This window comes from Algibacter sp. L4_22 (assembly GCF_023473045.1).
Lineage (GTDB): Bacteria > Bacteroidota > Bacteroidia > Flavobacteriales > Flavobacteriaceae > Algibacter.
On record NZ_JAMCOK010000010.1, the window covers coordinates 22,681 to 46,986 of the forward strand.

Sequence of the window (24,306 nt, forward strand, 5' to 3'; positions counted from 1 at the left end):
TTAATATAGTATAGATTGCATAGCGTGAGGTTCAATTTCTAAAGAAACCTTACGGTTTTTTACAATTAAGTTGTAAGTTATTTTATTATCAGTTTTATTCATTACTACTGTTACAAATGAACCATCTGTATTTTGGAATGTTGTACTATCTAGTGTACTTCTACTTGAGGTAGTGCTTACACGCAAAGCTCCTTTTTTTATAAATTTGGAAAAGTGTCCAATATAATAGTAAGCAGGTGTATAAATAAGTTCTCCAGTTTGTGTATCTGCATGCACAGGGGCAAAACATAAATTACCAACATGATTAGGGCCTCCTTTTTCATTTAGGAGAATATTCCAATCTGTCCAACCTACGGTGCCATTATTAAAATCGCTAATCATAGAATTGCCATAACGTTCGGCATTTGGCCAATATTGGTATTTATCGGCATCAAACTTTTCGTTACATCCTTCTGTAAATAATAAATTTTTAGAAGGGAATGATTCTTTAAAATTTTTAAGATTATCATACATGGGTTCTCCTCCTGTCCATGTCTCATACCAATGAAAACCAGTTCCCCAAGCGTATTTTGCAGCTTCTGGATCTTCAAAAATTGTATTAGAACGCTGCGATAATAAATCTCTATTATGATCCCAAACTACAATGTTTTTATCACTCATTCCAGCTTTTTCAAACGTTGGTCCTAAATAGTTTTTTAGAAAATCGCGTTCTTCTTCCGCAGTGTAAATACAAGATTCCCAAATTTGCACCGCCATTGGTTCGTTTTGTATGGTTACACCCCAAACAGGCAATCCTTCAGCTTCATAAGCTTCAATAAATTTTACATAATAATTTGCCCAAGCTTGATTAAACTCTGGTAGCAACTTACCACCATGCAGCATATCTTTATTAGATTTCATAAAAGCAGGAGGGCTCCAAGGGCTAGCATAAAACACCATACTATTTCCTATTAACGCTGCTGCTCTTTTTATCATAGGCAATCTAAATTGCTTATCTTTTTCTATAGAGAAGGATTTTAACTCAGCATCACCTTCATCTATATAAGTGTAACTTCCAGAACTAAAATCACAACTATGGATATTAGTTCTAATTACATTATAACCAATACCATCTTTACCAAAATAAGATTGCAAAAGTTGATCTTGTTTTTCTTGGCTAAGCGTTGCAAAAACCTCAGCCGATGCATCTGTAATTGCTCCACCAATACCCAAAAATTCCTGAAATGTTTTATTTGGATTTACAAAAATTGAAATCTCAGTTTCTGTTGGTTGGCTACTAGGTTTAAAAGTTGTTTCTTTAGTTAGGGATAGTTTTAAATTACTGTCTTTAGCGGTTGTATATACTTTTACATTTTTTTTATTAAAGCCTTGTTCTCGAACCATATTTTCTTGCGCATTAATAACTCCTAAAGTAATAAAAAACAAAACAACAAACTGCCCTATTTTAAAATTGTTTCTCTTTCCCATTTTTTATATTTTCGATTATATTCAAACCAAATACAACTAAGTTTAATTTAAAATAAACCCTGTAATAAGCTTAAGTACAAAGTTATTTTAAGCAATAAGTAGACGATAGCAAAAATTACGCATATACTATAAAAAATGTTGTATAATTCAGTTTAGCAGCTTTAAATGTTTATAAAAATTATACGAATTGAATTAAAAACTTTAGTTTAGAGCATTGCTAAATTAATTGAGATTATTAATCTATTTAAAAACGAATATGTCTTTATCTTAGAATTAATTCAGATACGATTTATATTTTAAATATTTTCCTTAATTTCTAATCCTAAAGTTTCGTTGTTTTTTTGAAAATTTAAATTTTATAGGATAAAAGAGTAATGTTTTTATGAAGAAAAAATACTGGTTTTTTGTTTGCTATCTCCTATTATTATCATTAAATATTTGGGCCCAAAAGCCTAGTAAAAAATTCGCTTTCGTTAATATAAAGGAAAGTGTTTCAAAAATTGGGGTACATACTATAATTCAGGATCAGCATGATTTTATTTGGATAGGCACCAATGGTACTGGTTTAAATCGTTTTGACGGCATAGATTATAGAAGCTATAAATCTGAAATAAACGATTCTACATCATTAAGCAGTAATACAGTTAACTGCTCTTTCCTTGATTCAAAAAACAGACTATGGTTTGGAACCGATAACGGAATTAATTTATATGACGATAAGAATGATCGATTTAAAAGAATTAAATTAATAGGTAATGAAGAAAGCAAAACAATACTTCGTGTAACAAGTATTAAAGGTGACAAAAAAGGAGATTTATTTGTAGGCACCTACGGCTTAGGCTTGTATAAGATTAATTCGGATACTTTTAAAGCCGAGAAGATAACTGAAAAAGGAGTCGGTTTTTCAACCCCTTTAATTGTAAATGCTCTTGAAATTGATGCTAACGGACAAGTTTATGTTGCAACAGATGAAGGAATAAAACAATACAACCCTGATACAAATACGCTAGATTCATTTTTGTATAATAGTAACAAATATAAAGACATTGTTAATGAAAACTTTCAATGTTTACTTATAGACCAAAACAATCTATGGGCAGGTTCTATGTCTAAAGGTCTTTATAAAATTAAAAATATTGATAACGACAGCATAGAAAGTAGAAAGCTCGATAAAATTTTAATTTCGGAAAACAGAACTTTATCTATTCTCAAATTACCAGATGGTTCAATAATGAGTACTATCGAAAACGATGGCTTATACCACATGAACAATAAGGGAGACGTTTTTAATCATTACCTATCTAAAAAAACAAATGCAAAAGGTATAATGTCTAATTCAATATGGGTTCTATTTTTAGACCATAATGAGCGTATTTGGATGGGATATTATAACGCAGGAATAGGACTTTATGATGAACTATATGATAAGTTTGATGATATAGAAAGCTTACCCAACAATCCAAATTCATTACAAAATGCTGCTGTAACGGCTATAACAAAAGACGAATTCGATAAAATATGGATTGCCATGGATGGAGGTGGCATTGATGTTTACAACCCCAATTCAGATCAATTCACCCATATTAATAGTTTAACAAACGGAGCATACTCCGGCATAACCAATGATTACATTGAATCTCTTTTTATAGATAGTAAAAAAAATATTTGGGCAGGTAGCTGGAACCAAGGCTTGTATTTTTTAAAGTACGGAACCAAAAAATTTATTAATTACAATAAAACGAATAAAGTAGGAGAATTAGAATCTAATAACATCTTAAGTATTGCAGAAGATCTAGAAGGTACCATTTGGTTTGCTAGTTGGGATAAAGGTTTGCATTCTTACAACCCCAATACCAAAAAATTTACGCATCATGAAAGCGATGTTTTCATTAAACATGGCATTGTAGATGCTTACGCAAGAAAGATAATAATAGATAAAAAAGGCAACCTATGGTTAGCTACCACCAATAAAGGCCTATTTAAAATTAATAAATTAAGTGATGGTAACTTTTCAATAATATCTATGGCAAGTAGAATGTCTAAGGAATTTAATAATCATTCTACAGCTAAGCATGTACTATCCTTAGCGGAAGGAACCAATGGATCTATATGGATTGGAACAAGAGGAGCCGGCTTATGTAAATACAACATTAAACTTGATACTCTCTTTTGGTATAACAAGCTAAATGGCCTAGAAGCAATAAACATAACTAGTGTTACTGAGGATTTAGAAGGTAATATTTGGCTTAGCTCTAACTCTGGAATTACAAAATTAGATGTAAAAACAGATACATTTACCCAATTCACAAAAAACGATGGGTTACTTTCTAACGACTTTTATATAAATTCAACTTTTAGAGATGACGACGGAAGTCTTTATTTTGGAAATTATAAAGGAATCGACTATTTCAAACCTTCAAATATTTTAGTTAACAACACCGTTCCTTCTTTATATCTAACAGGTTTCAAGCTATTTAATGAGACTATTTTCCCTAATAAAGATAAATCGCCTCTAGAAAGTGTTATTGGAGAAACAAATCATATTACCTTAAATCATAAAGAATCTGTTTTTACTATTGAGTACACTGGAATTAATTATACAAGACCAGAGAAAAACCAATACGCTTACTACTTAGAGGGCTTAGAAGAAAACTGGAATTATGTTGGCGATTTAAGAAGTGCCACCTATACCAATTTAGATCATGGTGAATACACCTTTAAATTAAAATCGTCTAATAGCGACGGGGTTTGGAATGATGAACCACTAAGCTTAGATATATGTGTATTGCCACCATGGTGGAAAACATACGAGGCTTTATTTATATATATAATTTTATTTGTTTCTGGAATCTATTTTTTAAATAGAGTAGCACAATTAAGAATGATTGAAAAACAGGCAACAACCTTAGAACAAAATAAAAGGTTGCAAGAAGCAGCTTTAAACGAGAAGAAATTTCAATTTTTCACTAATATTTCTCATGAGTTTAGAACGCCACTTACTCTAATTATGAATCCTATAAACGATATTATAAAAGATCATAGTTTAAATTTACCTCTTGCAGTAAAGCAAAAACACAACATAATTTATAAGAATACGCAACGGCTTTATAGATTAATAAATGAACTCTTAGATTTTAGAAAACTAGAGTTGAATAAAGCTAGAGTTAAGGCAGAGAATTTAAATTTAGTAGATTTCACAAAAGATATTGTTGGGTATTTTAAAGAAGAAGCATTGTCTAACGGAATAGATCTTAACTTAGATGCAGACGTAACAAATATTCCGCTGTGGTGTGATGCAAGTATGATGGAAAAAGTAATATTCAACATACTATCAAATGCTTTAAAAGTAACGCCAAGAGGTGGTTCTATAAGTATAGATTTAGAGTCTACCGATACGCTATACGTATTACCTTTGGTTAACGAAAAAGAACCTGTTCAAGTTGTGAAAATAATAATTTCTGATACAGGACCAGGAATTGAAGAAGAAGAAGTCGAACGTATTTTTGAACGTTTCTATCAATCTAAAAGCCTTAATAAAGGTTACTATGGAGGCACAGGAATAGGCCTAGAAGTTGTTCGAGATTTTATAAGCTTGCATAAAGGTGCCATTAAAGTTGAAAGTAAAATAGGAGAAGGCACAACTTTTACGATAAAATTACCTGCAGGAAACACACATTTTAATGAAGCTGAAATAAGATCTGAAAGTACAGAACTCCAAAACCAAAAAGAAAGGCTTGTAGCTACAAGTGTTTTAACAGATACTGAAGTTAACGATACCCCAGACGCTCATAAATACACATTATTAATAGTAGAAGATAATATAGAACTCTTAGATTATTTAAAACAAGAAATAGGAAGTGAATATAAAGTACTACTCGCTAGTAACGGAAAAAAAGGACTTGAACTAGCTAAAGAGTTACTTCCAGATGTAATTATGACAGATGTTATGATGCCTGAAATGGATGGAGTCGATTTTTGTAAACATATAAAAAGTGATATTCGCACAAGCCATATCCCTCTATTAATGCTAACAGCAAAAGCTAAAATTGAAGATAGAATGGATGGTATAGAAGTTGGAGCAGATGCTTACATGGTAAAACCTTTTGATATGAGGTTGTTAAGGCTACGTTTATCTCAGTTAATAACCAGCAGACAACTTATATTTAATAAATACTTTAGTGCCATTAGTGAAATGCCAGAAGGTATTAGAACCTCCTCAATAGATAAAGAATTTATAGAAAAAGTACTAAACCATATTCATAAAAATATTGAAAACCCAGAGCTAAATGTGGGTATGCTAGCCGATAAATTAAGCTTAAGTAGAAGCCAATTTTACAGAAAAATTAAAGCGCTTACAAACCAAACTGCGAATGAGTTTTTACGAAATATTAGACTCCAAAAGGCGAAACAAATTTTAGAAACAGGAAATGTTAGTATTAGTGAGGTTTGCTTTAAAACAGGTTTTTCTTCACCTTCGTATTTTACAAAATGTTTTAAAAGTTACTTTGATATTTTACCTACCGAGGTATTTAATAAAAATAAATAATTATTCAAACTATTAGGCTACTCCCCTTTTTTATTTCTTCAACAGAAAATTTAATGTTAAAATTAATTCAACCTGACTGCTTTAGAATAAAGCACTTACCTTTAATAGCTCTAGTTGTCCAACTTCATTTATCATATAAAGTTGCAAACCGTATGGGCCTTTTACTCATTAGCCTAATCAAACTTCAATATAATTTAATGCTCATATTCATATAAAACAAAACCTTTTTCAGAATGTTATTAAGCCTAAATACGTATTCAATTGTAAAACTAAAACCTACCTTCTACAATGTTTTAAATCAACGTCTTAAAACCTCTTATTACTTCATAATAATTGTTGCATAAACTATAATAAATGTTGCATTGAAAGTTTGAAATCAATAAATGCTACAAAAATATCATAGGTCGCTCTAAAGTTCATATTAATATTTTAATATTTTCTTAACATTTGTATTGTATGAAAATCGATTTTTCCAAATGGTATAAAGTTATAGAAATAGTATTATTAGTAGCTATAATAGCTCTAGTAGTATTTGTTATAATCTATATTTTTTAGAAATCTCTTTTCTTGTATACAACTTAAACAAAACCTAATTCTAAACTAAATTTTATGAAAAACAGATTACTAAAAAAATTAGTACTTCCCGTATTTTTATTAATAGGAAGTATTATTTATGCGCAAACAACCGCTAAGGGTACGGTTTCCGATGCTACAGGACCAATTCCCGGTGTTAATGTTGTTGTTAAAGGAACTACCGTAGGAGCTGTAACCGACTTTGATGGAGAATTTGAGGTTAAAGCCAGTAAAGGAGATGTTTTAATCTTTTCTTTTGTTGGATATGTTACACAAGAACTCAATTACACAGGACAATCTTCAATAAAAATATTATTAGAAGAAGATGCAGCCCAATTAAACGAGGTTGTTGTAGTTGGTTACGGTACAAAACAGAAGAGTTTGGTTACTGGAGCCATTTCTAGTATTGACTCTAAAGATATTCAAAACAACTCAGCGCCTCGTATAGAAGGTGTTTTACAAGGTAAAACTTCTGGGGTAACTGTAGTATCTTCATCTGGAGCGCCAGGATCAGGAGCAAAAATAAGAATTAGAGGTGCAGGATCTAATGGAAACTCAGATCCATTATATATTGTTGACGGAATTAAAGTAAGTTCTATTGATAATATCTCTCCTAACGATGTTGCCAACATTGAGGTTTTAAAAGATGCAGCCTCTTGCGCTATTTATGGTACACAAGGAGCAAATGGCGTTATTATAATTACAACTAAACAAGGTAAAGTTGGTGAAACGGTGGTTAGCTACAGTACGCAAATAGCAACGCAATCGGTTAGAACATCAATGGAACTAATGGATGCTTCTCAATTTGTAACCTATTTTCAAGAAGCAGGCCAAACTCAAGTAGTTGATAATGGAATTAACACCAATTGGTTAGATGAAACCTTTAACAACGCTTTTAGCCAAAGACATGATATTAGTGTTTCTGGTGCAAACGAAAAAACATCATTTTATTTTTCAGGATCTTATGTGGATCAAGAAGGTGTAGTTGGAAATGACTCTGATTATAAAAGGTTTACCGGTAGGCTTAATTTAAAAACCCAAGTGAATGATTGGTTAGAATTAGGTACTAACATTACATATTCAAATATAGCATCATCACCTATTGCAGAAGATGATTCTACTGGAGGAATTATAAACCATGCATTACTTATAGATCCATTAACACCTGTTATTTATTCGGGAACATTACCACAAAGAGCTCAAGATGGAGTTGCAGCAGGTACTGCTATGGTAGATGAAAATGGTAACGTTTATGGATACCCAACATATTCTACTGGAGAGGTTACAAATCCTGTAGCATCTGCTAATTTTAGATATAGAGGCGGTATTGATACAGATAAAATTTTATCATCAGTTTATGCCAAATTAAAATTAGCCGAAGGTTTATCATTCACATCAAGATTTGGATATGAAAGATCCAATACATTCGATAATAGATGGACACCTATCTGGTCTGTTTCATCTGAAGCACAAAACACTTCAGTACTTTTAAATAATAAAATCGATAGAAACTCAAGATGGTTATGGGAAAACTTTGCAACCTATACTAAAGAATTAGGTAATCATAATTTAACTGGATTATTAGGATATTCATCTGAAAAAGTTAAAGCACCATCATATACTTTAAGAGGATCTGATGTTCATGAACAAACAGATGAATTTGCTTATTTCGATTTTGCTAACAGAGATAACGATGTTATTGGTGGTGGTATTTTTGAAAGAACAGGCAAATCTGTTTTTGGTAGATTATCTTATGATTATTTAGGAAAATATTTACTAGAAGGATCGCTAAGATATGATACCTCAAGTTTCTTCCCTACAGATAAAAAATCAGGATATTTCCCTGCTGTTTCCGCTGGTTGGGTTGTTTCTAAAGAGAGTTTTTGGAATGAAAATTCTAAATTAAACTATGCTAAGTTTCGTGCTAGTTGGGGACAAAATGGTAGTGATAATAATTTAGGAACTTATATTAACAGTTTAATATTTCAAACAGTAGCTCGCGAAAGCGGTGTTGTACCTGTTGTTTATGAGGGTGTTACAGGGATTACACCAGGTAATTTACCAAATCCAGATTTAGGTTGGGAACGTTCTGAGCAATTAGATCTTGGTGTAGATTTTAGAGCTTTTAATAGTAAACTAAACTTCTCTGTAGATTATTATATTAAAACAACCAAAGACTTACTTCTTGTTGATGGAAACATTATTGCTCCACCTTCTTTAGGAGTAGGTGTACCTTCAATTAACGCAGGAACCGTAGAAAATAAAGGACTTGAATTCGAAATTGGCTATGGAGACACCACAGAAAGTGGCTTTACTTATGGTATTAACTTAAATTTATCTACCCTTAAAAATGAAGTTACCGAAATTAATTTTGTAGGTGATGATGGATTTATTGTTGGTGCTGGTGCGCCTCAAAATAATGATGGTGTTACACGCTTTAAAAAAGGATTACCGCTTTGGTATTTTCATGGATATAAAACAGATGGTATAGATCCTGCCACAGGCGAAATTATTATTGTAGATACCGATGGTGTAGCAGGAATAACATCTAATGATAAAACTAATATAGGTTCTCCACATCCAGATGTACTTTATGGAGGTAGTATAAATTTAGGATATAAAAACTTAGATTTAAATGTTAGATTTCAAGGTACACAAGGCAACGATATTTTTGCAGCTTACCATCAACCTTCAAGACCAATTACTAACAAACCTGTTGAGTTTTTCACAGGGAGATGGCAACAAGCAGGAGACAATGCAACATACCCATCTGCAGCGAATGCTACTACAGCATACGACACAGATTTAATGGTTGAAGATGGATCCTATATGAGAATTAAACAAATTCAATTAGGCTTTAATTTTCCTTTAAATTTAGTTGAAAAAATTAAGCTTAAAAAGTTAAGAACTTATATTTCTTTAGATGACTATTTCACCTTTACAAAATACAACGGTTTAGATCCAGAAGCAGGAAGTTTTTCTGATAATAGTATTGGTGTAGATAGAGGATTTTATCCAATACCTTCAAAAATATTGTTAGGGTTATCAATTGAATTTTAATAAAAAAATAATAAATATGAAAAAAATATTATATAGCGTTGTACTTGTATTTTTTGCAGGTGTATCGTGTAGCGAAGATTTTACAGAAGTAGCACCTGTAGGTGTTCTAGAGAGTTCTACATTCTTTCAAAGTGAAAGTAATGCGGAAGAAGCCTTAATAGGTTTGTATGATATCATGCAATATAACTATTCTAAGGATTGGAGTAGTGCCTTCTTTTTAAAACAATTACCAGGTGATGCAGCAAATGCAGGCGGAGGAAGCTCAACAGATCAAACTCAATTACAAGACATCGATGATTATACAAGCATCTCAATATCAAACCCTTCCATAGAAAGTGTTTGGTCTGGATATTATAAAACTATTGCTTTAGCTAATACTATTATAAATGAAGTTGAAACAGGTACGTTAAGTAACAAAGAATTTGTTCTTGCAGAAGCTAAATTTATGAGAGCTTGGTGCTATTTTGAATTAACAACCATGTGGGGAGATGTACCATTAAGATTAGTAAATCCTACAGCAATTAGTCCAGAAGCGTTTGCAATACCAAAGAGTACAAGAGCACAAATTTATACACAAGTAGAATTAGATTTAGTTGATGCCATAGCTGGTTTGCCAGATAAAAGCGCCGTAAGTCATAACTTTAGAGTATCAAAAGGTGCAGCTCAAGCATTTTTAGGAAAAGTATTAGTCTTTCAAGGAAGAAATGATGAAGCGATTCCGTTTTTGGCAGCTGTAATAGCTAATCCAGCTCACGATTTAGAACCAAACGTAGCAGATATTTGGTTAGAAAGCACAGAGTTTGGAGTTGAATCATTATTCGAATTAGGTTATATATCAACTAATGGTGTCGATTGGGGTAATGTAGCTTGGGGAGGTAGAATGGAAAGTAATTTACACATCCAATTAATGGGACCTCGTGGTGATGGTTTCTTCGATTTAACAGGAACAGGACTTATAAATGGTTGGGGATTTAATTTACCAACAGCTAAATTAGTAAGTGCATTTGAAGCAGCTGGAGATGTAGATCGCAAAGCCGCTACCCTAATGACGGAAGCCGAACTTGTTGCCGTAGGTGGAAGTCTTACAGGTACGCCTTGGGATTACGAAGGCGCATTTAGAACCAAGTATGCTACACGTTCGTCACAAACAGTTAGTGATGGTGTTGCAGAACTAAATTACACCACAAACTGGAGAGTGTTTAGGTATGCGGAAGTATTACTTTTAGCAGCAGAGGCCTATAATGCAGAAGGACAAGATGATAATGCGAGAACAGAGTTAAATAAAGTAAGAGATCGAGCAGGGTTAGATGATGTAGATGCAACCTTAGCAGATGATGCTTTATTTGATGCTATTGTAAATGAAAAATATTTAGAGTTAGCACATGAAGGTCAACGTTTTTGGGATTTAGTGAGATGGGGAAAAGCAAACGAAGAATTATCTTCTGCTGGTTATACATCAAAAAATGATTTATTTCCAATTCCAGCATCAGAAATTGATAAAAATGACGCACTAACCATTGCAGATCAAAACTCTGGATATTAATAAAAAAGAATTTCATAGTTTGAGTTTGTTTAGTTTTGAAAAGCAGCGTGGTAATTCACGTTGTTTTTCTATTTAAGAAAGCTTGTATATCTATATTAAAACATAAAAAAGAGTAAAGATGCCATATAAAAACATAATTTTTCTAATAACTTTATTGGTTTTATCTAGTTGTAAAAAAGAGGAGAACAAACTTACTGGCAAAATATTTACAAGTTTAAAGGCTAATTCTACAGGAATTAATTTTAAAAACATTTTAATTGAAAATGATTCTATTAATTACTTCAACTACACCTCTATTTATTTCGGAGGAGGTGTTTCTACTGGAGATATTAATAATGATGGTTTAATCGATGTGTTTTTTACAGGAAACCAAGTTGAAAATAAATTATTTCTAAACAAAGGAGGTCTACATTTTGAAGACATTACTAAAAAAGCAAATGTAGCAGGAGATAAACGTTGGTATACAGGCTCTACAATGGCAGACGTTAATGGTGATGGCTTTTTAGACATTTACTGCTCGGTAGCAGGAATTTCGAATGAAAAAAGAAATCAACTTTTTATGAATAATAGAGATGGTACTTTTATTGAAATGGCAGGAAAACTTGGCATTGATGATGCCGCGAACTCTGTACAAGGCACTTTTTTTGATTATGACAAGGATGGCGATTTAGATTTATATGTTGCTAATTATCCAATTTCTAATGTAAATACTTCAAACTTTACTTATTTAAATAGAATGAAAACGGTTACCGATAAGGAGTCCGATAAACTTTTCAGAAATGATGGAGATATATTTACAAACGTTTCAGAAATATCTGGGGTAAAAAGCTACGGGTTTTCTTTAGGTGTAACAGCTGGTGATTTAAATAATGATGGATGGCAAGATTTATATATTTCTAGTGATTACAGCGTTCCAGATTACTTCTATCTCAATAATAGGGATGGCACATTTAAAGAAGTTTTAAAACAAGCCACAAGCCAGACCGCCTTTTATGGTATGGGTCTCGATATTGCCGATTTTAATAACGATGGGAATTTAGATATTTTTCAAGCAGATATGGATGCTAATAGTAACCGCAGACAAAAAGCCAATATGTCTAGCATGAACCCTAGCGTATTTAAAGAGATCATTTTTATGGGTTTTCATTATCAATACATGCATAATTGCATGCAGTTAAATAGCGGTATATTAGTAGATAGTGTTCCGCAGTTTTCAAATATTTCAAGGTTAACAGGAACCTCTTCAACCGATTGGAGTTGGGGACCTCTTTTTGCCGATTTTGATAACGATGGAAATAAAGATTTATTTATTACTAATGGCATACGAAGAGAAATTAATAACACCGATTTCTTTAATACTTATTCAAAGAACGATACAACCAATTATACTAAACTTGAAAAGAGTTTAAAAATTCCTTCAGAAAAAACTGATAATTTTATCTTTAAAAATAAAGGAAACTTAGACTTTGAAAAAGCGAATCAAGAATGGGGTATTGAATACAAAGGGTTTTCTAATGGTGTTGCTTATGCCGATTTAGATAATGATGGCGATTTAGAAATAATCACGAATAATATTGACGATTTTGCTTCTGTGTACAAAAACAATAGCTCGGAAACGAATAACTATTTAAGCATACGTTTTGAAGATGAATCTCAGAATAAATTCGGAATAGGCAATAGAGTTTATGTTACTACAGAAAACGAAACCCAAATGCAAGAATTAACCTTGAGTAGAGGCTTTCAATCGTCTGTATCCACAAGACTTCATTTCGGTTTAGGAACTTATAAAAACATAGATAAACTAAAGATTGTATGGGCAGATGGGCAAGTACAGACTATGGATAATGTAAAAGCAAACCAAAACCTTGTTTTAAAGCATAAAGATTCGGAGATTTCCGCTAATAAAATCAATAAAACAGCGACATTGTTTAAAACAGATACTACAAGTTTTTTTCCAAAACATAAACACATTGAAAATCAATATGACGATTTTTCAACACAAATATTACTACCACATAAAATGTCTGCATTTGGACCAGCTCTAGCCATAGGAGATTTAAATAATGATGGTCTAGAGGATATTTTTATTGGAGGCGCATACGGGAATACGGGAAGTATTTATTTTCAAAATAATAAAGGTTTTAATGAAGCTACAGTAAACTTTTTAAAACAAGATAATTTAAGTGAAGATGTTGGTGCCTTGATATTTGATGCTGATGCCGACGGAGATAACGATTTATACGTAGTAAGTGGAGGTTATGAGTTTGCAAAAGAATCTAAATTATGTCAAGACAGATTGTATTTAAATAATGGAAAGGGTGAATTCTTAAAAACACCACTTCCAGAAATGAAAACTAGTGGTTCCAAGGTATATCATGCCGATTTTGATAAAGATGGAAAAGAAGATTTATTAGTCCTTGGAAGGCAAATTCCTGGACACTACCCTACTCCTGCTAGTAGTTATTTATTAATGAACAGAAGTTCGGAAAAAGGAGTTCTTTTTGTAAATGAAACGGATAAATTAGCGAAAGAATTTTTAAATTTAGGAATGGCAACAAGTGCTATTATTTCCGATTTTGATAATGATAGTTGGTTAGATATTATAATTGTTGGTGAATGGATGCCGATAAAAGTATTTAAAAACATTAAGACCGGTTTTAAAGATGTATCTAAAAAAATGGGTTTAGGCCCTGATACTGCTGGTTGGTGGTGGAGTATTAATCAAGGTGATTTTGATGGTGATGGTGATATGGATTATCTCTTAGGAAATAATGGCTTAAACTATAAATACAAAGCTACAGAGAATGAAACTTTCGATATTTATTTTAATGATTTTGATCACAACAATCAAGAAGATATAGTATTAAGTTATTATAGTGAAGGCAACCAAGTTCCTGTAAGAGGACGTTCGTGCTCTTCTCAACAAATACCTGGTATTAAACAAAAATTTAAAGATTACAATACTTTTTCTGAAGCTACACTAGTAGATGTTTATACTAAAAAAGGATTAGAATCGTCGTTGCATTATCAAGTAAAATCGTTTGCAAGTATTTATTTAGAAAATAAAGGCACTCAATTTGTATCTCATAAACTACCAGTTGAAGCACAGTTTTCAAGTATTAATAAGATATTGGTGGATGATTATGATAAAGACGGCAATTTAGATGCTTTAATTGCTGGCAACTTATATGTTTCGGAAGTTGAAACTCCACGAAATGATGGCAGTTTTGGTAACTTTTTAAAAGGAAATGGAAAAGGTGATTTTAAAGCAATTACCCCAAGTAAAAGTGGTTTCTTTATTAAAGGCGACACAAAAGATCTAGCAGAAATTGAAGTGCAAGGTGTAAAATATATTGTTGTTGCAAAAAATAACGACTTTTTACAATTTATAAAAGCCAGCCATTAATTGGTTGGCTTTTTTTGGCAGTATCTTATTCCTGAATAACAAAAACTAAATAATCTTGTTTGAAAACAAATTGCGCGATTATATTCAGATTAATAAAAATTAGAACTTTTGGCATTTCTTTAATTATTGTTTTTAGCGTGATAAACTCATAATAGCGGGCAGGTTTCTTATAATTAATTTCAAAAGAAATTACAGGTAGTATTATATTGTTATTTTCTCGTTTTAGCATTGCGATCCCCCAATGTTCGTCTATATTTTATTTATCAGGTTTCTTTTTAAAGATTGGCGTTAATTTATTTTCCCTCAAATTTTCTACTTTCAAAATAGAGATGAATTTAAATAGATATACTTCATAATTATGCTTAAGCTTTCTTTATTTTTTTTTGGTACTCATAACTTCTTCTGAATTAACTACTTTCCTGAAGGAAGGTTGATAAAATAGTACCTTTAAAGGTGTTTTTATTTTTAAATATTCAAATTAATTATCTTTATTTACAATATTTACATTTTTAATTATTATTTTTCAACCATATTAAATAATAAAGCTCCCTTCATTATTATTAATAGTTCTAACTTTTTTAATAGCATATTACTAGTAATATGCTAAACTAAAAAATAGAATCTATGCAAAAACACAGAAAAGAACTAAAACCCATCGTTTTTAACGATCATATATTAAAACCATTCATTAATCAGATTAATAAAGATTTAAATGCTTTCTGTATAAATGAAACATTTTTTACATATAAAGACTTTACTAAAAGTATTTCTAAAATTAGAGATTGTTTACAACTACAAAAAGTTGTTTCTAAAAATGTAGGCTTAGTTGTAAATGACGATTTAGAAACGTACGCCTCAATATTTGCTATTTGGTTAGAAGGTTTAGCCTATGTACCTCTGCATCCGCTACAGCCAATTGAAAGAAATATTGAAATAATCGATCAAGCAGAGGTGAGTTTAATATTAGACTCGTCATTGGTTAGCAAATATGAAAAATTCGAAAAAATAGCTACAAACGAATTAGTCTTTAATAAATTCAATTTAGAAATAAAGGAAATAGCAGATAGCGAACTCGCTTATATATTATTTACTTCAGGAAGCACAGGAAAACCAAAAGGTGTGTCGATTACAAGAGGAAATGTTGGAACATTTATCAAATCTTTTTTTGAAATAGGATTTGATATTACCGAAAAAGACAGGTGTTTACAGGTTTTCGATTTAACGTTTGATGTTTCTGTTCAATCATACTTAGTCCCACTAACTAGAGGAGCATGCACATTTACAATACCCCACGACCAAATAAAATTTAGTTATGTATTTGGACTTTTAGAAGATCATGAAATTACTTTTGGAGCTATGGCACCGTCTATGTTAAGATATCTTCGTCCTTATTTTGATGAAATTAATATTCCTAGCATGAGGTATAATATTCTTACAGCCGAAGCCTCTCCTATTGAATTGGTTGATGAATGGAAAACATGCCTGCCAAATGCACGATTATTTAATTTTTATGGACCAACTGAAGCTACAATATATTGTACATATTATGAGATTCTTAGAGATTCTAAAAATAAATCATTAAACGGCATGTTTTCTATTGGTAAAGCAATGGAAGGTTTAGAGGCTGTTATTCTTATTGATGGTGATATTACGAAAGCGCCAGGAATTAAAGGAGAATTATGTGTTGCTGGAGACCAAGTTACTCCTGGTTATTGGAAAAATGATAGCAAGAACAAAGACTCGTTTATCACTAAAATAATTAATAATAAAGAGCTAAGGTTTTACAGAACTGGCGATTCATGTAATTTTGATAATGATGGAGACATTTTATTGTACGGGAGAATTGATTACCAAGTAAAAATACAAGGATATAGAATAGAGCTTGGAGAAATAGAATATAAAGTTAGAGATTATCTTAATGGTGTAAATGCTATATCAATCGCTTTTACTAACAATACCGGTAATACTGAACTAGCATTATTTGTAGAAAGCAAAGAGGTTTCTGGCGATGCCATTAAAAATTATTTATCAACACAGTTACCTCCATACATGCTTCCTTCTAAACTATATTTTTTAAATGAATTTCCATTAAATACGAGTGGAAAAACAGATAGAATTGTATTAAAATCATTAATAAACACTTAACAACAGCAGCAGCTAAAACACTTATAATCAAAGAGTAATTTAATTTTTATTATTATCTTGTATTATGTTTTTACACAAAAAACGCGAACTAAGCATACTAATTTTAAAAGCATTAATTTTCTCTCAATCTCTCTAGTTAATCTAAGAAAACAGAAAACTCAACAATAAAAAAAATTATGTAAACAATCTATAAAACATAAAAATATACATTTGCCGAATTTTGTAAAAAACGGCTTTAATATAAACTTTTCACTAAGTCTCATAAATAGACCGAAAAACACAATCAACCTAAACAATAGAAAATTAATTATTATGGATAAGAATAAAATACACGAAAAAACTGAAGCTATATTTAAAAACGTATTCGAAGATGATACATTAGAAATTACCTCAACAATGACTGCTAATGATGTTGATAGTTGGGATTCTTTAAGCCACATGGTGCTTATTGTCGAAATAGAAAAAGCTTTTAATATAAAATTTAAATTAAGAGAATTAAACAAGATGAAAAATGTTGGAGATATGATTGATCTTTTAGTATTAAAAACAGAATAACCAATCATGATTTTTAACTCTCTCAGTTTTTTAATATTTTTCGTTACTATTTTCTTTTTATATTATTTCGTATTTAAAGAAAACACCAAATTTCAAAATTGGCTTTTACTCCTTTCAAGCTATTTTTTTTATGGGTATATAAACTGGAAAATTATTCCAATTCTATTAATTTCAACTATAGTAATATATGCTTTGGGCATTGCTGTATATAAATTTGAGGAAAATGAAAAAAAATCTTCATGGTTAGCGACATTAGGCATAATATTAGCAACGGGATCATTAGTTTACTTTAAATATTTCAATTTTTTTATCGAGTCGTTTTCATCTGTTTTAAATTCAATAGGTCTAAAATCTAATATTGGAACTTTTAATATTATTATGCCAATTGGTATAAGCTTTTTTACATTTAAATTAATTAGCTATATTATAGAAGTACATAGAGGCCAAATTGTACCTACTAAAGATTTTGTAGTCTTTGCAACCTACATTGGTTTTTTCCCTACAATAATGGCTGGCCCAATTGACAGACCCAATAGTTTTATTCCTCAACTTAAAAATAAACGGTCGTTTAATTACGAAATGACTGTAGATGGTTGTCGCCAAATACTTTGGGGTTTATTCCAAAAAGTAATAATTGCAGATAATTTAGCTTCAATTATTAATGGAGCTTGGAACGATATCCCAAATCAACAAGGAAGTACATTATTACTTATGGCTATTCTTTATAGCTTCCAAATGTATACCGACTTTTCGGGATATTCACACATAGCTATAGGTGTTGGTAAAATTTTAGGTTTCAACATTACTAAAAACTTTAATTACCCATATTTCTCTCGGAATATAGCAGAATTCTGGCGAAACTGGCATATATCTTTAACATCATGGTTAACAGATTATATTTTTATGCCATTAAATTTCAAGTTTCGCTCTTTCGGAAATTGGGGTATTATTCTAGCCATAATCATTAATTTTACACTAGTTGGTTTATGGCATGGAGCCAATTGGACCTTTGTTCTTTATGGTCTCTACCATGGCTTACTTTTTATTCCTTTAATTCTTACAGGAACAATTTTTAAAACCAAAAAACTAACAGTAAACAAGTTCGATTTACCATCGATAACCGATTTTTTAAAGATTAGTGGTACATTTTTAATATGGACTTTTAGTTTAATAATTTTTAGAGCTAATAATATTTCACAGGCTTGGAGTTATTTCTCAAATATTTTTTCGAGTTCACTTCTTACCGCACCAAAGCTTAGTACTCACAACCTAGATTTAATTATTATTATAATTATTTACATAATAGTTTTTATGCTAATTGAATGGTATGGCCGAGATACTCAGTGTCCGTTAACTGAAATAGACAATAAAGTTAAAAAATATACCCGTTGGTTTATCTATATAATTATAGTAGTATCAATACTAGTATTTGCGGGAGGAAAACAAGATTTTATTTATTTTCAATTTTAAAACAAAAAATTAAATGAAAAAATTTATTGGGAAAATGGTTTTATTTTGCTTAATAATAAGCTCCATTTTATATTTTTTAGATTATACAGTTACAAAAGGTTTAAAAAAGACTCATTTTCACACGTTTAATAATTTAAACAAAACATTTAATGGAGAGATAAATTCCGATTTAATAATCAATGGCAGTTCTATAGCCAAGTATCAAATATCTCCATCCATAATTGATTCTGTTTTAAATGTTAACTCTTATAACTTCGGAATGATAGGAGTAGATTTCGCACCAGAAAAATTGCAATACGACCTTTATGTAAAACATAATAAGCCACCAAAAACAGTGATTCAAATGGTGGGCGATCTTACTCTCTTTAAAAACGAAGAATTACTAGGTTTTCCACAATTTGCACCTTATTTAGACAATGAAAAAATTAAAGCAGTTACTCAAAAATATAAGGGATTTACTTTTTTAGATTATCATATTCCGTTTATTCGATATATTGGGCGTCCTTTTGATATTATAGATGGTTTTTTCAGTTTTCTAGGTTTAGAACTAAGAAAACCTACTGGATATAAGGGGTATTTTGAACAGGATAGAAAATGGGATAACTCTTTTGATAGATTCACGGAAACCTATAAGAACGGGCAGTTCATAAAAATGGATCATGAATTAATGACATTATTCGAAGATCATATTATTGAATGTAAAAAGAATAAAATAAACATGTTTCTTGTTTACCCGCCAACTTATTACGAATACAATAAATACATTAAAAACCAAAATGATATTATTTTATACTACACCAGATTATCTAAAAAATATCAAATACCGTTTCTTGATTATTCAAGTAATTACATTGTAAACTCGACCGAATATTTCTGTAGCTCTCAACATTTAAATAAAAAAGGAGCCGAGTTATTTACAAAAATTCTAGCTCAAGATATTAAAAAACTTACAAATTAAAAAAAATCTAAATCATTACAGATACACCATAATTCTATTTTGAACTATTTTAATAACAGAAGTGCCAATGTCTCTGCCAAATCTTTTAATGCTAAAATCAAAGAATTTAGAACTCAGTTCAGAGGCGTAAGAGGTGTAGAATTCGTCTTCTTTAGACTAACTAAATTATATGCATAAATTGAGTTGCCTCCTATAATATTACTTGATCCTTGAAATGTTGTACCCAAGGCATAAAAAAGCTCTCAAATTTCTGTAAAGGCTTAATTTTTCTAGTAGCGGGAACTGGAATAGAACCAGTGAACTTTGGGTGATGATCCCTGAGACCTTCATTTTTTAAACCATTTTACTGGTGTTTAGCGCTATTGTTTTGTAGAATTGTGTTCAAAAATGTGTTCAACTTTATGTTCACTTGTTGTATAAATATTTGAATAAAATATAATAGATTATTTTATTACTCCATATACTCCTGCCATTTTATTAAAATGTATTTTTCAACATTATTTTCTTTCTTTTTCAAAAAGCCAAATTCATAAACAAAAAGATAAACATCCCCTTTTGCATTTTTCCAATAATGTGTAAAAAAGCTAGGATTAAAACCTAAACCTAAAACTGTCAATGCTCGTACAGTTGCTTTTCCAGATTTATTGTAGTTCTTAAGAATTTTTCGATTCAGTTTTAACTGATTATCTACTTTACTATAAAACCTAGGAGTTTCTTCTAAAGATTTACGATAATGATAAGAACTTTTGCAATGCAAATCACAAAATCTTTTATCCGAACGCCCAATCAATTCTTTTCCACAAGCTAAACATTCTTTTTTCTTTAATTTCATAAAATAAATTTAAGTGTGGTATTACACGAATACTATTCGTTTAAGATACGACTATTTCGTTTCATATAAATACCTTGTATTCAAAATATTTATATGCTAAATAAACATATCACATTGAAACATCTTTTTATTAAAGAAAAACAATGTATTGGCTTACAATTCAACTCAGATAAAGTCATTCAAGCTCTAATTAAAGAATTACCAAACCCTAAATGGAGTAAAGAGTTTAATATGGTATATATTCTAAACAACAAATCTAATGTCAGTTTGGTTTTTGAAAAATTTAAGGGTGTTGCCTGGGTTAATTGCAACTACTTTTTTAAAGATAGAAAACTTAATAGTGATAACAAAACTACGGATGTATCTTGGTTTAGAGAACGATCCATTAAAAAAAATTTTAGAACATGTCCTGATGAATTTCTACAAAAATTAGAACTAAAAAAATATTCGAATAGCACAGTAAAAAACTATGTTCATAGTTTTGAGAAATTTATTAATCATTATAAACAAAGGGAATTATTTAGTATTAACGAAAATGATATTAGGCTCTATCTTCAAAAACTAATTAAAGAAGACAAGTCTAATTCATATATTAATATGTCTATCAATGCTATTAAATTTTATTACGAAATGGTTTTAGGAATGCCTAACCGATTCTACTCTATTGAAAGACCTAGAAAAGAATCTAAATTGCCAAAAGTATTATCGAAAGAAGAAATAATTACAATAATTAACTTTACGAACAACATAAAACATAAATGTATTATAAGCTTATTGTACTCTTCTGGCTTACGAAGAAATGAACTCTTACAATTAAAAATAAAAGACATTGATAGTAAAAGAATGGTTATTAGAGTTGAACAAGCTAAAGGTAATAAAGACCGCTATACAGTTCTCAACAAAAGTGTTCTGGAAGACATGAGAACGTATTTTAAAATTTACAGACCTAAAACATATTTGTTTGAAAATCCCATTCCTGGCAATCCATACAGTAGCTCTAGTGTATTACAAATTGTTGTTAAATCTGCCAAAAATGCAGGTATTAAACAAAGAGTTACTCCCCATATGTTAAGACATAGTTTTGCCACGCATTTACTGGAAAGTGGTACAGATATTCGCTACATTCAATTACTTTTAGGACATAACTCTACTAAAACTACAGAAATTTACACACATGTTGCTACAAGTTCCTTTACAGAAATTAAAGATTTACTATCTTAGTGCGCATATAATAGATATATAGTTAGTACTAACTATATACAATTGTTGTACCTAATTTAGAATGACATCTGAAAAAATAAATAAATGCTATGAAAATTTCTTGAATATTGATTTAAAATCAATTCATTTCGAGATGAATTCATATTCAGAATATCACACAAATAATGGTAATAAATTAGAAATTGTAGATTTAGATTTAATTAATCATCCAATTGCATATACAGACGATTCAAATGAGATTTTTAGATTAGTAAATTTTGAGAATAAAAACTTTTTAATCAGTAATTCAAGATGTTATCCTTGCTCAAGAGTTTATGAAAACACAAATGGTTATCGATGGGTAGAAGTGTTAATAATTCCAAATGGTCAGAAAATAAAGATTTTAAATAAAAATTCATCAGTTAGATATAGTTTTTATACACTAAAGCTGTTTGAACACTTGAAATCATTTGACGATTTAATAAAGTTTGACAAGCTTTACCTTGAAACCTTTTCGGAAAATGATTGGCTTACTATCTTGGAAAGAATTCAATTTCTTGTAAGGTCTGAAGCAAGACCAAATGAAATTTTAGATGCTTTTCAAAAATTAAAATTGCTAAATCCTTTTCAATTAAGTATAATTTCAATTACAGATGGAATAAGTATAAAAAAAAAAGACATCCAAAATTATCTACTTAACAATAATACTATACCTCTTTCAATACCTTATATTTCAAACCCTTCATTTAATTTCAAAGTTTCAGATAGCACAAATGAAATTTTAGAAACAGAAGATTTTTTAGAATTTATTAATTCCTTAACTAATGAAGAAGTAAAAGATTTTTTTGAATTAAATTTTCTTGAAGAATCTTTAGAAACGGATAATATATATCCTGAATTTAAACTTGATGTTTTAGGTATTAAAATTTTGGAAAGATGGGAAAAAGATGGTTTTAATGGTAATGTAGCGAATAATGTCCGAAATAGAATGAATTCCGTTAACATATCAGAAAAACTCATTCGCGAATACTATAAGAGAATAAAAAGGAACTTAAGGTCTATCGAAAATAAAATTAGGAGTAAAAAAGGATTTAATATTGTCGGTAGTCTTTATAATGAAAGTTTACTTTATAATTTAATTCAAAATGCTTTTCCTAATTACGAAGTAATTACTCAATACAGTCCAGATTGGTTAGGAAGACAAAGAATTGATATTTATATTAGGGAACTAAATCTTGCTATAGAATATAATGGAAAACAACATTATGAACCTGTAACATATTTTGGAGGAAAAGAAGGTTTTTTAAAAACCGTTGAAAGAGATAAAATAAAAAAGAAAAAGTGTAAACGGAATGGATGTAAACTAATAGAAGTAAAATATGATGAGGATTTACAAAAAACAGTTGAATTAATAAAAACTAGGTACAACACCGTATAAAATTAATTGCTGGTAAAAGCCAATTTACGAAAGTCCTTTCGGACTTTCTATCTGTGATTTATTTGCTAACTTTAGTGCTTAAAACACGCAACTAATCTTATACAACAACGTTGGCAATAATAAAAACTGAATCCAAGAATCCTAATTATTAATTAATTGGAATGATTTTTGAGGTTTATTTATTTGAATTCGTAGTTTAAACCAATTTTAATAAAACTTATGAAAACTAAATTATTCTTTGCTATCTCAATAGGATTTATATCTCTAAGTTATTCTCAAACTCTTCAAAGTATAGATAAGCTGAATTCAAATATTAAAAGACCAATAAATTATTATTTGGTAAATAAAAAGAGTGATACAACACTAATATATGGTGAAATATTGCCAATTGAAACAATACAAAGAGGTTTTGTTTATTTAACAGAAAACGAAGATAAAAAAAAAATAAACCCTGATGATTTCACATATTTATTAATGAAAAATTCAGAAGGAAAAACTTTAACTTTAAAATCCTTACCCTTTAAAAGAAAAACATTTAGTCGTGCGGTAAAAAGAAATGCTTTTATGACTGTTTTAATTGAAAATTCAGAAAGTGAACTTAAAAAAGGGAAACTAAATTTATATTTACATAATTATATTTATCTAAAAAACAAAGTTTTATCTCAGGAAGAATGTGTAGAGTGGCCGTCACATGTGAATCTAGAAAAAGATCAATTTATTGAATCCAAAACATTATACTTTCAATATTTGGATGGATTGTATATAATAGAATCTAAATCAGATTTTAAACAATTCCCCAAAATACTAGGAAAGCAACTTTACAGAGAAATGAAAAATTCTGATAAAGATAAAGTACAATTTATTCTTGATTATTTTACGAAATATAATATGAAAATCGTGAAGTCATAACTATTGCCAACACCGTATAAAAATAATTGCGGTTTAGTGCCAAAACAAAGGCAATTGCGTGTTTGCCTGCATCTGATTTTCCTTCGGAAAATCCTCGCATACAAACCCGCAACTATCCTTATACATAAACGTTGCCATTCATGCTCACTCAGCTCTAAAAAAAGTTCTAAAACCGCTTAAAAAGTAGTTTAAAATAGTAACTCA

At 30.2% G+C, this 24,306-nt stretch carries 13 protein-coding genes and 1 pseudogene; 12 read left to right on the top strand and 2 right to left on the bottom strand.

The genetic code is table 11. The features are described from left to right. The gene (locus M4I23_RS18880) at positions 1–1,383 is read right to left on the bottom strand and encodes a glycoside hydrolase family 30 beta sandwich domain-containing protein (RefSeq protein ID WP_249755432.1); all 1,383 of its coding nucleotides are present in this window, start codon (positions 1,381–1,383) and stop codon (positions 1–3) included. A 466-nt stretch (positions 1,384–1,849) separates the two neighbouring features. Here M4I23_RS18880 and M4I23_RS18885 point away from each other — a divergent pair, with 466 nt between their 5' ends. The 9 genes and pseudogenes from M4I23_RS18885 to M4I23_RS18925 all read left to right on the top strand — a co-directional run. Continuing rightward, positions 1,850–6,013 (top strand): two-component regulator propeller domain-containing protein, encoded by a 4,164-nt coding sequence (locus M4I23_RS18885; RefSeq protein ID WP_249755421.1) that lies wholly within the window; start codon positions 1,850–1,852, stop codon positions 6,011–6,013. A gap of 609 nt (positions 6,014–6,622) precedes the next feature. Next, positions 6,623–9,646 (top strand): TonB-dependent receptor, encoded by a 3,024-nt coding sequence (locus M4I23_RS18890; RefSeq protein ID WP_249755422.1) that lies wholly within the window; start codon positions 6,623–6,625, stop codon positions 9,644–9,646. 16 nt (positions 9,647–9,662) lie between these two features. Beyond that, complete coding sequence (locus tag M4I23_RS18895; protein ID WP_158848188.1) at positions 9,663–11,189, top strand: RagB/SusD family nutrient uptake outer membrane protein; 1,527 nt, start codon at positions 9,663–9,665, stop codon at positions 11,187–11,189. Positions 11,190–11,307: 118 nt separating this feature from the next. Further along, a complete protein-coding gene (locus M4I23_RS18900; RefSeq protein ID WP_249755423.1) occupies positions 11,308–14,595 on the top strand; it encodes a VCBS repeat-containing protein in 3,288 nt (1,095 codons plus the stop codon). Positions 14,596–15,219: 624 nt separating this feature from the next. Beyond that, positions 15,220–16,740 (top strand): AMP-binding protein, encoded by a 1,521-nt coding sequence (locus M4I23_RS18905; RefSeq protein WP_249755424.1) that lies wholly within the window; start codon positions 15,220–15,222, stop codon positions 16,738–16,740. Between the two features lie 312 nt (positions 16,741–17,052). Continuing rightward, positions 17,053–17,295: an acyl carrier protein gene (locus M4I23_RS18910; RefSeq protein WP_249755425.1), complete on the top strand. Its 243-nt coding sequence runs from the start codon at positions 17,053–17,055 to the stop codon at positions 17,293–17,295. Positions 17,296–17,301: 6 nt separating this feature from the next. Beyond that, positions 17,302–18,765 carry an MBOAT family protein gene (locus M4I23_RS18915; protein ID WP_249755426.1) on the top strand — a complete coding sequence of 488 codons (1,464 nt, stop codon included), beginning with the start codon at positions 17,302–17,304 and terminating at the stop codon, positions 18,763–18,765. Positions 18,766–18,778: 13 nt separating this feature from the next. Continuing rightward, positions 18,779–19,723 (top strand): hypothetical protein, encoded by a 945-nt coding sequence (locus M4I23_RS18920; protein ID WP_249755427.1) that lies wholly within the window; start codon positions 18,779–18,781, stop codon positions 19,721–19,723. Between the two features lie 18 nt (positions 19,724–19,741). Next, positions 19,742–19,900, top strand: a pseudogene (locus M4I23_RS18925) (transposase); the annotation flags it as partial. 274 nt (positions 19,901–20,174) lie between these two features. On the opposite strand, the gene M4I23_RS18930 reads toward M4I23_RS18925, so the two are convergent. Further along, a complete protein-coding gene (locus M4I23_RS18930) occupies positions 20,175–20,555 on the bottom strand; it encodes a hypothetical protein (RefSeq protein ID WP_249755429.1) in 381 nt (126 codons plus the stop codon). Between the two features lie 93 nt (positions 20,556–20,648). Here M4I23_RS18930 and xerA point away from each other — a divergent pair, with 93 nt between their 5' ends. The 3 genes from xerA to M4I23_RS18945 all read left to right on the top strand — a co-directional run bounded on the left by xerA (position 20,649) and on the right by M4I23_RS18945 (position 24,102). Further along, on the top strand, positions 20,649–21,776 hold the full coding sequence (xerA, locus tag M4I23_RS18935) for a site-specific tyrosine recombinase/integron integrase (protein WP_158848170.1): 1,128 nt from the start codon (positions 20,649–20,651) through the stop codon (positions 21,774–21,776). Between the two features lie 61 nt (positions 21,777–21,837). After that, on the top strand, positions 21,838–23,193 hold the full coding sequence (locus M4I23_RS18940; RefSeq protein ID WP_249755430.1) for a hypothetical protein: 1,356 nt from the start codon (positions 21,838–21,840) through the stop codon (positions 23,191–23,193). Positions 23,194–23,412: 219 nt separating this feature from the next. Beyond that, on the top strand, positions 23,413–24,102 hold the full coding sequence (locus M4I23_RS18945; RefSeq protein WP_249755431.1) for a hypothetical protein: 690 nt from the start codon (positions 23,413–23,415) through the stop codon (positions 24,100–24,102). Positions 24,103–24,306: the final 204 nt, after the last annotated feature.

Bases quoted from the DNA above. Each gene is read 5' to 3' on its own strand.
- M4I23_RS18900 (WP_249755423.1), top strand. From the start codon at position 11,308: ATGCCATATAAAAACATAATTTTTCTAATAACTTTATTGGTTTTATCT.
- M4I23_RS18880 (WP_249755432.1), bottom strand. From the start codon at position 1,383: ATGGTTCGAGAACAAGGCTTTAATAAAAAAAATGTAAAAGTATATACA.
- M4I23_RS18890 (WP_249755422.1), top strand. From the start codon at position 6,623: ATGAAAAACAGATTACTAAAAAAATTAGTACTTCCCGTATTTTTATTA.
- M4I23_RS18885 (WP_249755421.1), top strand. From the start codon at position 1,850: ATGAAGAAAAAATACTGGTTTTTTGTTTGCTATCTCCTATTATTATCA.
- M4I23_RS18915 (WP_249755426.1), top strand. From the start codon at position 17,302: ATGATTTTTAACTCTCTCAGTTTTTTAATATTTTTCGTTACTATTTTC.
- M4I23_RS18895 (WP_158848188.1), top strand. From the start codon at position 9,663: ATGAAAAAAATATTATATAGCGTTGTACTTGTATTTTTTGCAGGTGTA.
- M4I23_RS18940 (WP_249755430.1), top strand. From the start codon at position 21,838: ATGACATCTGAAAAAATAAATAAATGCTATGAAAATTTCTTGAATATT.
- M4I23_RS18945 (WP_249755431.1), top strand. From the start codon at position 23,413: ATGAAAACTAAATTATTCTTTGCTATCTCAATAGGATTTATATCTCTA.
- M4I23_RS18910 (WP_249755425.1), top strand. From the start codon at position 17,053: ATGGATAAGAATAAAATACACGAAAAAACTGAAGCTATATTTAAAAAC.
- xerA (WP_158848170.1), top strand. From the start codon at position 20,649: ATGCTAAATAAACATATCACATTGAAACATCTTTTTATTAAAGAAAAA.
- M4I23_RS18905 (WP_249755424.1), top strand. From the start codon at position 15,220: ATGCAAAAACACAGAAAAGAACTAAAACCCATCGTTTTTAACGATCAT.
- M4I23_RS18920 (WP_249755427.1), top strand. From the start codon at position 18,779: ATGAAAAAATTTATTGGGAAAATGGTTTTATTTTGCTTAATAATAAGC.
- M4I23_RS18930 (WP_249755429.1), bottom strand. From the start codon at position 20,555: ATGAAATTAAAGAAAAAAGAATGTTTAGCTTGTGGAAAAGAATTGATT.